At 67.9% G+C, this 13083-nt stretch carries 12 protein-coding genes; 4 read left to right on the top strand and 8 right to left on the bottom strand.

Going from position 1 to position 13083, the window contains the following annotated elements; genetic code table 11:
- The first annotated feature begins 9 nt into the window (after positions 1-9).
- Entirely contained in the window at positions 10-1245 is a 1236-nt protein-coding gene (ilvA, locus tag LX88_RS26565) for a threonine ammonia-lyase IlvA (protein ID WP_258950514.1), read from the top strand.
- On the opposite strand, the gene LX88_RS26560 is transcribed toward ilvA, so the two are convergent.
- The 3 genes from LX88_RS26560 to LX88_RS26550 all read right to left on the bottom strand — a co-directional run bounded on the left by LX88_RS26560 (position 1242) and on the right by LX88_RS26550 (position 3705).
- Positions 1242-1901 (bottom strand): hypothetical protein, encoded by a 660-nt coding sequence (locus LX88_RS26560; RefSeq protein ID WP_258950513.1) that lies wholly within the window; start codon positions 1899-1901, stop codon positions 1242-1244. The genes ilvA and LX88_RS26560 overlap by 4 nt on opposite strands.
- A 478-nt stretch (positions 1902-2379) precedes the next feature.
- A complete protein-coding gene (locus LX88_RS26555) occupies positions 2380-2988 on the bottom strand; it encodes a DUF4360 domain-containing protein (protein WP_372511425.1) in 609 nt (202 codons plus the stop codon).
- Positions 2989-3081: 93 nt separating this feature from the next.
- Positions 3082-3705 carry a DUF4360 domain-containing protein gene (locus LX88_RS26550; RefSeq protein ID WP_258950512.1) on the bottom strand — a complete coding sequence of 208 codons (624 nt, stop codon included), beginning with the start codon at positions 3703-3705 and terminating at the stop codon, positions 3082-3084.
- A 326-nt stretch (positions 3706-4031) separates the two neighbouring features.
- Between LX88_RS26550 and LX88_RS26545 the strand changes: the two genes are divergently transcribed.
- Positions 4032-4277 carry a mycoredoxin gene (locus LX88_RS26545; RefSeq protein ID WP_090069138.1) on the top strand — a complete coding sequence of 82 codons (246 nt, stop codon included), beginning with the start codon at positions 4032-4034 and terminating at the stop codon, positions 4275-4277.
- Positions 4278-4443: 166 nt separating this feature from the next.
- Here LX88_RS26545 and LX88_RS26540 read toward each other — a convergent pair whose 3' ends face one another.
- The 3 genes from LX88_RS26540 to LX88_RS26530 form a co-directional block, all read right to left on the bottom strand.
- Positions 4444-4932 (bottom strand): DinB family protein, encoded by a 489-nt coding sequence (locus LX88_RS26540; protein WP_258950511.1) that lies wholly within the window; start codon positions 4930-4932, stop codon positions 4444-4446.
- A gap of 53 nt (positions 4933-4985) precedes the next feature.
- Complete coding sequence (locus tag LX88_RS26535) at positions 4986-6062, bottom strand: glycoside hydrolase family 19 protein (protein WP_372511422.1); 1077 nt, start codon at positions 6060-6062, stop codon at positions 4986-4988.
- A 235-nt stretch (positions 6063-6297) separates the two neighbouring features.
- Positions 6298-6681 carry a VOC family protein gene (locus tag LX88_RS26530; RefSeq protein ID WP_258950510.1) on the bottom strand — a complete coding sequence of 128 codons (384 nt, stop codon included), beginning with the start codon at positions 6679-6681 and terminating at the stop codon, positions 6298-6300.
- A 267-nt stretch (positions 6682-6948) separates the two neighbouring features.
- On the opposite strand from LX88_RS26530, the gene LX88_RS26525 reads away from it, so the two are divergent.
- On the top strand, positions 6949-10155 hold the full coding sequence (locus LX88_RS26525) for a GH92 family glycosyl hydrolase (protein WP_308203461.1): 3207 nt from the start codon (positions 6949-6951) through the stop codon (positions 10153-10155).
- Here LX88_RS26525 and LX88_RS26520 read toward each other — a convergent pair.
- Positions 10103-11122 (bottom strand): acyltransferase family protein, encoded by a 1020-nt coding sequence (locus LX88_RS26520; protein ID WP_372511421.1) that lies wholly within the window; start codon positions 11120-11122, stop codon positions 10103-10105. The two genes, LX88_RS26525 and LX88_RS26520, sit on opposite strands and share 53 nt — an antisense overlap.
- A gap of 154 nt (positions 11123-11276) precedes the next feature.
- Here LX88_RS26520 and LX88_RS26515 point away from each other — a divergent pair, with 154 nt between their 5' ends.
- Entirely contained in the window at positions 11277-12170 is an 894-nt protein-coding gene (locus LX88_RS26515; protein WP_258950508.1) for a phosphotransferase family protein, read from the top strand.
- Here the strand turns inward: LX88_RS26515 and LX88_RS26510 are convergent.
- On the bottom strand, positions 12165-13073 hold the full coding sequence (locus LX88_RS26510; protein WP_258950507.1) for an RluA family pseudouridine synthase: 909 nt from the start codon (positions 13071-13073) through the stop codon (positions 12165-12167). The two genes, LX88_RS26515 and LX88_RS26510, sit on opposite strands and share 6 nt — an antisense overlap.
- Positions 13074-13083: the final 10 nt, after the last annotated feature.

Genomic DNA, 13083 nt, shown 5'->3' with positions numbered 1-13083 from the left:
TGTATTGACATGTCCTTCGCTGATGAGGTGTCCGCGGCCGCAGCCCGGCTCGGTGGTGTCGCACGCACGACGCCGCTGGAGGTCAACCAGCGGTTGTCCGAGAGGACCGGCGCGCGCGTGTGGTTCAAACGCGAGGACCTCCAGGTAGGCCGCTCGTACAAGCTGCGAGGCGCGTTCAACCTGCTGTGCCAGACCGAGTTCGCGTTCGGCGGCGCGGTCTGCGCGTCGGCCGGCAACCACGGTCAGGGCATGGCGTACGCCTGCCGCCGCCTGGGCATCGAGGGCCGCGTGCACGTCCCGCGGACCACCCCGCGCCAGAAGCGCGACCGCATCCACGCCCTGGGCCAGGGCATGGTGCAGCTGGTCGTGGACGGCGACACCTACGACGACGCGGCCGCGCTGGCCAAGGAGTACGCGCAGAGCACGGGCGCGACCCTGGTCCCGGCCTTCGACGACCCCCGCACGGTCGCGGGCCAGGGCACCGTCGGCCTGGAGATCGTCCAGCAGCTCGGCGGCGCCCCCGACGTGGTCGTGGTGCCCATCGGCGGCGGCGGCCTGCTCTCCGGCGTCGGCACGTGGTTCAAGGAACGCTTCCCGCGCACCCGCATCATCGGCGTCGAGCCGGCCGGTGCCGCGAGCATGATCGCCGCCATCCAGGCGGGCGGCCCGGTGACGCTGCCCGAGGTCGACTCGTTCGTCGACGGCGCCGCGGTCCGCCGAGCCGGCGACGTGACGTTCCCGATGGTCCGCGACAGCGGCGCGGAACTGCTCACGGTGTCCGAGGGCGCGGTCTGCACGGAGATGCTGGAGCTGTACCAGATCGACGGCATCATCGCCGAGCCCGCGGGCGCCCTGGCCTCGGCCGCGCTGCTGGAGGAGATCTCCGTCGCGCCCGACTCGACGGTCGTCTGCCTGCTGTCCGGCGGCAACAACGACGTGTCGCGCTACGCCGAGATCGTCGAGCGTTCGATGATCCACCGCGGCCTGAAGCACTGGTTCCTCGTCGAGTTCCCGCAGGAGCCCGGTGCGCTGCGCCGGTTCCTCGACGACGTGCTCGGCAAGGACGACGACATCGTGCAGTTCGAGTACATGAAGCGGGACAACCGGGAGACCGGGGCCGCGCTGGTGTGCGTCGAGCTGGGGCGGCGTGAGGACTACGACCTGCTGTGGGGGCGGATGAAGGAGTCCCCGCTCAAGATCCAGCACGTGGAGCCGGGGTCCACGGCGTACCGCTTCCTGATCTAGGCGGTGCTCACGCGGTGCAGCACCGCGCCGGTCGCGACGTCGATGATCTCGACCAGGTGCGGTGACCGCTGCACCGCCACCCACGGCAGCTCGTGGTGCGGAACCAGCGGCCCGGCGAACTCGACGACTGTGCGCGCGGCCTCCGTGGTCCGTGCCCGGACGACGTCGCCTTCGCGGGTCAGCAGCGCCGGTCCACCAGCGATCTTCATGAGCTGCAGCACGTTCTCGCCCGGCGGGACGGGGATGAGCGTGTCGGCCCAGTCCGTTCCCGTCGCCTCCCACGCGCCGCCGCGGTCCCACGCACAGGAATGGCCCGGCCCGCGCAGGCCGAGGCCCGCACCGTCGAGCTTGGTGTGGAAGGTAAAGCGGTCAGGCTGGTGGAGCTTGGAGTTCGACGGTTCGAGCAGCACGTGGCCGGGCGACCAACGCAGCTCCCACCACTGGCCGGCGCGGCGGAAGTAGACGCGGACGTCCCAGAACTCCACCGAGTGGAGGTAGAGCGGCGACAGGTCGTGCTCCGCCTCGCCGGCGACGCTGAAGTCGATCGGAGTGCGCAACTCGACCAGGTCCGTGTGCCCGTCGCCGACGAGGTGCACCAGCAGTTCGCCGTCGGCCTCGATCAAGGCGATCAGTGCGTTCAGGTCTGACTCGGACACGTAGGTCGCGGCCAGCGGCTCCGTCCGAGTCCTCGGCCACGGTTGCGATGCGCTCGCGGGGCTGCTTCTCGCCCTTGAGGAAGGTGAAGCCGGGACAAGGCTCTTCCCGGGACAGCAGCCACCCGTGCTCCGGCAGGTACCCGGAATGGTTGGTGACCGGGACGGGGTGCACGCTCCTGCCCACTCGCTCCAGCGCGACGAGCACCGCCAGTCGCATCAGGTCCAGCCGCGCCGACGAGTCCGGCAGGGCGTCGAGGAACACCGGGACGTGCGGGTAGCGCGGCTTCGGGAGCACCGCGGCGATCGCGTCTACCGCCGCGTGGAACTCCGGTCCCAGGTCCACTCCGGACAGTGCGTGCAGCTTCATCGTCGTCCCCCCAGACGTCGTGAGGGACTGATCTTCCCAGAACAGGGGCGTGCCGGGCACCCCGTTCGCGGAATGCCCGGCACCTAGCGGGTACTACGACTTGGGCGGGTACTACGGCCTGGGAGGACAGACCTTCCACGCGAAGTGGTAGGTCGTCTCGATGGATCCGTCGGTCGAGTCCATCGCGATGAAGCTGGTGAGCTTCTTGTCGGACGTGCCCGCCATGACGCGCAGCTCCGTGTTGATGTTGAAGTTCCGCTTCTCGCCGCAGGGGTGGTAGACGATGGCGGCCACGTCGGTCGTGTCCGTCGCCTGCCAGTCGTCGCTGAACGGGCCCTTGTAGTTGTGCTGCTTGTACTCGGTCTGCGACATGCCCTGGAAGTAGTAGTTGGCCTTCTCCAGGGCCGTGGCGCCGCGTTCCAGGTGCGCGAAGCCGCGGTAGTCGGTGGACGCGATGCCGTAGGTGAAGCCGGACGGCACGTTGACGCGCAGGTTCAGCTGGCAGTTCTTGCGGAAGTCGGTCGGCAGGGCCTGGGGGCCGACCTGCGCCATGAACTCGCTGTAGGTGACGGTGAACGCCTTGTTGTCCGGGCTGACGGCGACCGCGGCCGTTCCCGCCCGGCAGCCAGAGCCGTTGATGGTCACGACGTCGATGGTGATGTTCTCCGGGGGCGGGGTGTCGCCGGGGGCGCCGCCGGGCGGAATGATGATCGTCGACATCGCGAGCGCGGCCGCGGCCAGTGTGTTGAGCATGGGGCACCTTTCCGTCTGGACTTCAACAAAACGAACGGGCGGCGGCAATCGGTGCCTGGGTCAGCAGCGCTTCCAGGAGAACTGGTACTTCGTGCTCACACTGCTGTCCGTGGAATCCATCGTCATGAAGCTGTTCGCCTTCGACGCGGTTCCCGCGTTCACGCGCAGTTCGGTGTTGATGTTCAGGTGCCGGACTTCTCCACACGGCGCGTAGACGATTTCCGAGACCGTCGCGCGGTCGGTGGCCTGCCAGTTGTCGCTCTTCGGGCCGGCGAACGTGTGGGTGCGGCTCGCACCCTGCGACATGCCCTGGAAGTAGTAGTTGCCCTTCTCCGTGCCCGTGGCGCCCTGCTGCAGGTTGGCGAAGCCGCGGTAGTCCGCCTGGGCGATGCCGAACGTGAAGCCCTGCGGGTAGCTCACTCTGATGTTGAGCTGGCAGTTCTTGCGGAAGTCGGTGGGGCCGGAGCCCTGTCCGGCCTGCGCGAGGTACTGGCTGTATGTCACCGTGAACGCCGTGCGGTCGTCTCCGGCCGCGACGGCCGCGGTGCCGGCGGGACAGCCGGAACCGTTCACGGTGACGACGTCGATCGTCACGAAATCAGGAACATCGGATGCTGCGTGGGCGGCCGGCGCGGTCAGGACCGCGGACAGCGCGAGGGCAGCAGCCGCCACCGTTTTCAGCATGGCCAGCCTTTCTAAACATGACTTCGGTAGCGGCGGCGGATTTCAGACGATATCGGAAACCCTGTGTGGTGACGGGCCGCCGATTGGGTGACTACATTCGCCGGGAGCGAATTAACGAATGCACGACCAATTGCACGGACGAAATCTTCGGCCGTGCGCGAACTATGCTCACCCACGGTGTGCTGAATTGACCTGACGATTGTCTGACGATCGCCATCGGCTGCTCCGGACGAGTGAGGGGTGCTTCTCCCCGGCCCGGGAAGAAGCACCCCTCGTCCAGCGTTGATACTGACGACCTCGTCCGAACCCTATGAGGAGTGCGCCTGATGGCTCCCGACCAGCTGACCGTCTACTCGACCTCGTGGTGCGGCTACTGCCGGATCCTGAAGAGCTCGCTCGACCGCGAAGGCATCGAGTACGTCGAGATCAACATCGAGGAGACGCCGGGCGCGGCGGACTTCGTGATGGAGGTGAACGGCGGCAACCGCACGGTGCCCACGGTCCACTTCCCGAACGGCGCGGCGCTCACCAACCCGTCGCTGGCCCAGGTGAAGGAACAGCTCGCCGCCTAGGGCGTGTCCCGTGAGTCCGTTCGATGAGAGTCACGGTCGAGAGACCCGGAGGCGGTGCCGCCGCGACGCCCTCATGCCGGGCGTATTCGGGCGTTGCGGCGGCACCGCCTCCGGGGCCCTCGGCCGCGACTATCGCGGACGAGGCTTACGGGACACGCCCTGGGGGCTACTCGTACAGGAACGCCGTGGTCGACTGACCGTCGAGCGTCTCGCGGAGGATGTCCGCGTGGCCCGCGTGCTGCGCGGTCTCCCGGATCAGGTGCAGCACGATCCGCCGGATCGACATGGGCTGCGGGTCCTGGTCCCAGGGCGCGGAAGGCAGCGGCACGAGCTTGTCGAGCGAGGCGGTGCGCACGGCCTCATCGGTCGTGCGCACCGCCTCGTCGTACGACGCGAGCAGTTCGCCGAAGTCCTCGCCCGTCCAGGTGTACTGGTCGAAGTCCAGCATTCCCGGCGGGGGCAGGGGCTGCTCGGTCAGGATGTGGGTCCAGCCGCGCTCACACCAGGTGAGGTGCTTGAGCAACCCACCCAGCGTGAGCTCGCTGACCGTCGTGCGCTTCTTGGCGTCCGCCTCCGACAAGCCTCTCATCGTGATGCGGAACGTCCTGCGCTGATCGTTCAGTTCGTGCAGCAGATCGTTGAGCTCCATGGTCATGAATTGAAGCTACGACCGAACTAGGACCACTCAAGTCCTAGTCAGGGCAACCACTAGCAGTAGAGGTTGGCGCCCGCCGGCACGCCGAGGATCGCGGCGAACTGCTGGTACTTCGACACACGGCTCTGGACCTGCGCCGGGTTGCGGCCGTCGCACTCCAGCGAACCGTTGATGCTGCGGATCGAGTGGCCGAACCCGGAGCCGTTGGTCATGGCCGCGTGTCCGGTCATCGAGCCGGGGCCGGACTGCGTGTTCCAGTACCAGAGGCCCGTCTTCCACGCGATCGGCGCCTGCTGCGCCACCCACTGCGGGTTGCCCAGCAGGTCGATGCCGAGGTAGTCGCCGGCCGCCTTGTAGTTGAAGTTCCACGACAGCTGGATCGGGCCGCGGCCGAAGTACTTCTGGGGCGAGGGGCAGCCGTACGGCTTGGTCTCGTCGCAGTAGTCGCCGCTCTGGTCGATCTCCTCGACGTACTTGAGGCCACCGGTCTCGTGCGAGACGTTCGCGAGGAACGCCGCGGCTTCCTGCTTCGACACCGTGTCACCGCCGGTCTTCGCGAAGGCCGGGAACGCGCTCATGGCCTCGACGAGACCGCTGTAGGTGTAGAAGGTGTTGCGGGTGCCTTGGAACATCTCGTTGAACTGGGTTTCGCTGACGACGAAGCTGCCGCCGCCACCGCCTCCGCCGCCGCAGTTGTGCGGCTCCCAGAACCACGTGGAGACCGTCGGGTCGTAACCGGGGTTGTCGTGCTCGGCGATGTAGTAGGAACCGTTGTACCGCACGATGTTGCCGGTCACGTACGCGCGGCCCGCCACCCAGTCCGTCGCGCTGTCGCAGGTGCCGCCGCCGCCACCTCCGCCACCGCCGTCACAGCTCGTGGGCTCCCAGAACCAGGTGGAGATGATCGGGTCGTAGCCCGGGTTCTCGTTCTTGGCGCGGTAGTACTGACCGTTGGTGTACTTCACGATCGAACCGACGGGGTACCACGTGCCCGCTGTCCAGTTGGTGAACGAACAGGCCTGTGCGGACACTTCGGCCTGTGATGACGCGGTCGGGGCGAGGACGGCCATGGTCGCCGCCATCGCCACCGCCGCAAGAGACGCCAGAATTCGTTTTCTCAGCAAGGTCACTCACTCCTGGAGTCTTGCGCCCGGAGGATCAGGTATGTGAACAACGCTGAGATTGGCATCGGTGGTCCAGACCAGTCAAGGGTCTAGACCTTTTTTCGTCACTGGCGGTACAGGTTCGATCCCGTTACGAGACCGGCCGAGGCGGTCGCCTGCCGTGTTACCGCTCTCACGTTGGCAGGCAAGGGACTCCGAGCACAAGAGGTGGTCTGTGCGTTTAGGTACGTGAACCGGTTCGTCAGGCGCCGGACCCGTACGGCCGGGTGATGATCTCCAGCGCGTGGCCGTCCGGATCGTTCCAGTAGACGCCACGGCCGCCGTCGTTGTGGTTGATCTGCTGCGGCTGGGAGTGGAACGGGTCGGCCCAGTGGTCCAGACCGCGTTCCTGGATGCGCCCGAAGATCTGGTCGAACTCCTCCTCGGTCACGAGGAACGCGTAGTGCTGCTCGGTGATCGGGCCCTGCGCGGTCAGGTAGTCGAGCGAGACGCCGTTCGCGACCTCGACGACGAGGAACGGGCCGTAGCGCACCGGGTGGGGCAGGCCGAGCAGTTCGGTGAGGAAGCGGGCGGAGTGGTTCTGGTCGCTGACGTGGACGATGGTGTGGTTGAGCTGTACGGGCATGGTTCCTGCTTACTCGCGTGTCAGTGAGTTGTCAGCGGAACGACGATGATCACCCGCATGAAGAGGGCGATCATCGGCATCGCGTTCGTGAAGCAGTTCGCCGGGCGCGGCTCGAACTACTCCTACGTCCAGCGGGACGACAACTTCACCGCGTTCTCCAGCAAGCGCTGCTAGTTCCAGGACAAAACGAGACAGGAATCGGCAACGCCACGGCCAAAGCGCGCATCGCCGAACCGCGGTGGGTGACGGGGCGGCGATGATCGAGCAATACTGCCTTCCATGCGGACACTGGTTGTAGCGGGGCTGTTACTGGGTCTGGCGGTCCCCGCGCACGCGGCACAGGTCGACGAGGACCCTTCGTCGTTGGTGAACCCCTTCGTGGGTACGCAGAACTTCGGCAACACCTTTCCCGGCGCCTCGGTGCCGTTCGGGATGGTGCAGGTCAGCCCTGACACGGGAGGTCAGGGCGGGTACGACTACAAGGCCACCTCCATCTACGGCTTCTCGCAGACACACCTGTCCGGCGTGGGCTGCGGCGTCATGGGCGAGCTGCCGGTGATGCCGACGGTCGGGTCCGTTGACAACGTTGACAGCAACGCCTACAAGTCGGACTTCAGCCATGCGGACGAAGCGGCGCAGCCCGGCTACTACCGGGTCGGGCTGCCGCGCTACGGCGTGAACGCCGAGCTCACGGCCACGCAGCGGACCGGCTGGCAGCGCTACACGTTCCCGTCCTCCGGCGCGGCGAACGTCCTGTTCAACACCGGGCGGTCGAACCAGACCGTGCTGGACTCGGAGATCCACGTCGTCGGAGACAGAACCATCGAGGGCCGGGTGCGCAACGGCCGGTTCTGCGCGGGCAAGGACGAGCACACCGTGTACTTCACGGCCACGTTCGACCGCCCGTTCGCCTCCTTCGGCGCATGGCGCGGGAGCGTTCCCACGCCGGGTGCCCGGGATGCCGCCGGAACCGGTGGGAACGGCGCGTGGGCCACGTTCGACGCGACCACCGACCGTGACGTCGTGCTGAAGGTCGGCCTGTCGTACACCGGCATCGAGGGTGCGCGGAAGAACCTCGCGGCCGAGGCTCCCTCCCACGACTTCGACGCCGCGGTGACGGCTGCCAAGGACGTGTGGAAGAAGCAACTGGACGCCGTGCGGGTGGCCGGCGGGCCGCGAGATCGGCAGGTCGCGTTCTACACCGCGCTCTACCACTCGGTGCTGCACCCGAACCTCGCCGGCGACGTCGACGGCAAGTACATGGGCTTCGACGGGAAGGTGCGCACGGCGTCGGGTTACACGCCGTACCAGAACTTCTCGCTGTGGGACACGTACCGGCCGCAGAACCAGTTGCTGCAGATCCTGGAACCGAAGGTCGCCCGTGACATCGCGCTGTCCGTCGTGGCCAGCGGGCGGGACGGCGGATGGCTGCCGCGCTGGGCCCTGGCGTCGTCCGAGACCAACATCATGACCGGCGACCCGGTGACACCGTTCCTCGTCGAGGCCTGGTCCAAGGGCTTGCTGAAGGGGTACGAGGAGGAGACGTACAAGCTGTTGCGCGCCAACGCCACGTCGCTGCCTCCGGCGGAGTCGCCCTACAACGGACGCTCCGGTGTCACCTACTACGCCGATCGCGGGTACATCCCGTCCGGCCTGGAGCTGGGCGAGGACTGCGCGCACAAGGGCGGCGACAACGACTGCGTGCACCCGGCGTCCGCGACCCTGGAGTACTCGGCGGCGGACGCGTCACTGGCGCTGATGGCCAAGGGACTGGGCAAGAAGGCCGACGCGCGCCTGTTCGCCGACCGGGGCCAGTGGTACCGCAACCTGTGGGACTCGTCGATCGGTCAGTTCCGGCCGCGCACCGCCGCCGGCACGTGGCTGACGCCGTACAACCCGATCGACGCGTCGCACCAGTTCCACGAGGGCGGCGCCTACCAGTACCAGTGGCTGGTGCCGCAGGACCCCGCCGGACTCGTGTCGCTGATGGGCGGCCGCCGGGAGACGGAGAAGCGGCTCGACTCGTTCTTCGCCTACGACAAGCTGCTGGTCGACCCGGCCGGCACCGCACGGCAGGACTGGATCACCGAGCCGTACGACTACTACGGCAAACCGACCTACAACCCGAACAACGAACCCGACCTGCTCGCGCCCTACATGTACCTGTGGTCGGGCACGCCGTCGAAGACCGCGACGGTCGTGCGGGCGGCGATGACGTTGTTCACGACCGGTCCGGACGGCATGACCGGCAACGACGACCTGGGCACGATGTCGGCCTGGTACGTCTTCTCGTCGCTGGGCATCTACCCGACGTTCAACGGCGCGGACTTCCTGGCGTTGTCCTCGCCGCAGTTCGAGTCGGCGACCGTCCGAATCGGACAGCACGGCTCGCAGGGCGGGACGCTGAACGTCTCGGCACGAGGTGTGTCGGACACCAACCGGTACATCAAGAGCGTGTCGTTCGGCGGCCGTGACGTCCGCAAGACCTGGCTGTCCTGGACCTCGTTGCAGCGCGGCGGAAACCTGACGCACGAGGTGTCGTCGAAGCCCTCGTCGTGGGGCACCGGGCGCGGGGACGAGCCGCCGTCGCTGAACGACGGGAACGAGGACTCGCGTCGTGCGTTGTCGGCGTCGTTGCGCAACTCCGAGATCGTGGTGCCGACGTCGGACTCGGCGCAGTCGCTGACGTTGCAGCTCGACGTGCTGGCGCAGTCGCCCGGCGCCACGTCCGTGCGGCCCGTCGTCACCGCTCCGGCCGGCTGGAAGGTGAGTGGTGCCAAGCCGTTCGTGATCGTGTCGCGGCACCTGCCGATGCAGAAGACGGTGCCGCTGACGCTGACGGTGCCCGCCGGGGTGGCCGCGGGTTCGTACGAGGTGTCGGTGCAGGTCGAGTCGGTGACGGTGAAGGCCGTCGTCGAGGTCAAACCGGCGGCCTTGTGCGCGTTCTCGTCGTGTTCGGTGGACGTGACGCCGGAGTTGAACCACGACGGCACGGCCACGGTCGCCGACTCCGCCTCGGGCAACTTCGACGGCGGCGGCTGGAGCTACGACGCGGCACTGCTGCCGCCGGCCGGGCCCGTGACGTGGGGCGGCATCACCTACCAGGCGCCTGACCCCACCGGCACGGCGCCGAACTTCGTGGAGTCACGCGGGCAGGCGCTCCTGCTGCCCAGCGGCCAGTTCTCGTGGCTGCACGTCGTGGGCTCGTCGCACAACGGACCCGTGTCGGCCGGCTTCACCGTCTGGTACACCGACGGCACCTCGGCCGAGGTCTCGGCGTCCATCTCGGACTGGGCGGGTGGCGGCCCGGCCGTGCTGGAGATGCCGCACCGCATCAAGGCGGGTCAGGGCGTGGACGGGCCGCCGGTCCGGTTGTTCGGCCAGTCGCTGAGGCTGGACGCCACCAAGACCGTCCGTTCGGTCACGCTGCCCGACGATCCGCGGGTGGAGCTGTACGCGCTGACGCTGGCGTGACCAGCGCTGGTCGGGGTGCCCCCTTCACGAGCCGTTCCGCGGGCACCTCGACCAGCCGGTACAGCAGCCACGCCACGAGCATCGACACCACGAACATCCCGAGCGCCGCGGCCAGCGGGAACGCGTGCACGTCGAGGAACTTCTCGCTCACCCGGATGACGATCTGGTGGACCATGTAGAACGCGAACGACACGGTGCCCAGCCACACCATCCACTTCGAGCGCCACGGTGAGGACCTGCCGGTGAGGTCGGCCACGGCGGCGGCCGGGATCAGCAGCGCGAGCGGGACGACGGTGCCCGCGACGTACGGGAACGACGCCGGCAGGTACCAGGAGCCGACGTACGCGACGACGAAGAACGCGGTCGCGGGCCAGAGCCCTACTCCGATCCACTTCCCTTGCTGGACCACTCGGGCCATTGCCATTCCCAGGACGAACTCCAGCGCGCGCACCGGCGGGAAGACGAAAACGAACCAGTATTCGAGCGGGCCTGGCATGGTTAGTGTGATTGCCGGAACGGTCATGATCGCGATCGTCGTCGCCGATGCGATCAACCACGGTCTGCGCATCCGCCACTTGATGAGCAACGGGAAAGCGAGGTAGAAAGCCAATTCACACGACAACGACCACGCGGGTGTGTTCAGGCTGAAGTAGACGTTCTCGCCCGGAAACCACGCCTGGACCAGCGACAGGTTCGCCAGCGCCGTCGCAGGGGTCACCGCGGCGGCCGCGAGCAGCACGACGAGCCAGGTCGCGACGTGGTTGGGGAAGATCTTCGCCGCCCGGCGCCGCCAGACGGTCGCCGGCGCGGTGCCCGGCCTGGCGGACCAGGTGAGCACGAATCCGGACAGGATGAAGAAGAAACTCACTCCGGTCGCACCCTGACGGAACGGCACGTCCAGATAAGGCCACAAGCCTGCCGCGTTGATGTGGAATCCGAAGACGATGAACGCCGCGATGAATCTCATCCCGGTCAGCGAGGGCAATCGCCTCAGGTTCGCTTCCGCCCCATGGTTCTGCACGACGGTGAATTCGACCGGTTATCTGCCGTTGTTACAGCATTGCGCCGAATGGAAGATTCGTTCGTGGCATATTCTCAATGGCTGTGGAATAGTCGTTTCCGTGCGGCGACTCAAGAGCGGCGAGCGGTCCCGTGTCTGGGCGGACGGGGACCGGATCATCAAGCAGGTGGTCGGCGACCAGGTGGCGTTCGAGCGCGAGGTCACCGCGCTCCGGCTCGCCGAGCACACCGGCGTGGTGCCGCGTGTCCTCGACGTCGACCACGAGAAGCGGACCGTGGTGCTCGAACGGCTGCGCTCCGACCCGTTCGGGGAGGACTGGGTGATCGCCTACGCCCGCGGCCTCGCCCGTCTGCACATGGCCACCGGACCGGAGCACGCCGGGCTGCTGCCACGCCAGGTGGTCCCGGACCCCGTCCCGTTCCTGCGGTTCGTGCGGGCGATGGAGGTGGAGATCGGGGGCGCCGAGGAGGAACTGGTGCTCGAGGACTCCGGGAAGTTCGACCTGCTGCACGGTGACCCGTGTCCCGGCAACGACATGTACTCACCGCGGGGAGCGAGGTTCGTCGACTTCGAAGGCGCGGCACTGGGCGACGGGCTGACCGAGGTCGTCTACCTCCGCATCGGCTTCCCGACCTGCGCGACCGTCAGCGAGACGCCCAGGGAGCTGCGGGAGGCCGCCGAGCAGGCCTACTTCGAGGAACGCGGCTTCACGGCCGGGCTCGAGGACGCGTGCGTGCGGTGGTTCGTGAGCGGTGACGCGCTGGTGCAGCGCGCCGAGCGGGACGGCACCGACCACCTCGCCAGGGTCGTCGACGAGGACTGGTTCTGGTACAGCACGACCGCACGCGGCCGGCTGATGTTCCGGGCGCGGGTCGTGGCGACGTTCACCGAGACCCATCCGGAGATGAGCGCGCTCGCCGCACGGTTGCTCGACCGGATGGGCCAGGTCTGGCAACCGCAGCCGATCGACACCCGCCGCACCCACGTGTCATGACCAGGCGGACAGCTTCAACCCCGAGGTGAACGACCGGTCGACGCCCGACACGGGGTCCTTGAACGACAACGTGTGGGCGAGCAGCTGCAGCGGCGAGGAGAAGTCGTCCAGCGGACGGTCCCGCAGCACCGGGTAGAAGTCGTCGTTCACGATCGGCACGCCGAGCCCGGACATGTGCAGGCGCAGCTGGTGCGTGCGGCCGGTCAGCGGTTTCAGGTGGTAGCGCCCCAGCGCGCCGCGATGCTCCACAAGGGACACATGTGTCTCGGCGTTGGGCTCGCCGTCGACCTCGAACGCGGTGATGACGCCGCGTTCCTTGATGATCCGGGAGCGCACGACGCGAGGGAGCTCCAGCTCGGGGTCGTACGGCGCGATCGCCTCGTACTCCTTGCGCACCAGCCGGTCGCGGAACATCGTCTGGTACTTGCCGCGCGTCTCCCGGCGCACCACGAACAGGACCAGCCCGGCCGTCACGCGGTCCAGCCGGTGCGCGGGCGACAGGTCCGGCAGGCCCAGCGAGTCGCGGAGCTTCACGAGCGCGGTCTGCATGATGTGCGCGCCGCGCGGGATCGTCGCGAGGAAGTGCGGCTTGTCCGCGACCACGATGTCGTCGTCCTGGTACACCACCCCGACCTCGAACGGCACCGGCACCTCCACCGGCAGGTCGCGGTGGAACCAGATGTAGGAGTCCGGCACGAACGGCGCGTCGGCGCCCAGCGGGCCGGCGACGCCCCAGATCCGTTCCTCGGCCAGCATCTCGTCGATGCGCTCGGCGGCCACTCGCGGCAGGCGTTCCACGAGGTGCTCGCGCAACGACGGCCAGGCGCCCTCGGAGGGCAGCTTCAGCCGGGCCGCGTCCAGGCCGTGGCGCTGGGGGAGAGGGGAGGAGGGTTTGCGTCTCATCGCACCGGCC

It is taken from the genome of Lentzea californiensis (assembly GCF_024648825.1).
Taxonomy (GTDB): Bacteria; Actinomycetota; Actinomycetes; order Mycobacteriales; family Pseudonocardiaceae; genus Lentzea; species Lentzea californiensis.
This window is presented reverse-complemented; position numbering and strand designations above follow the sequence as displayed.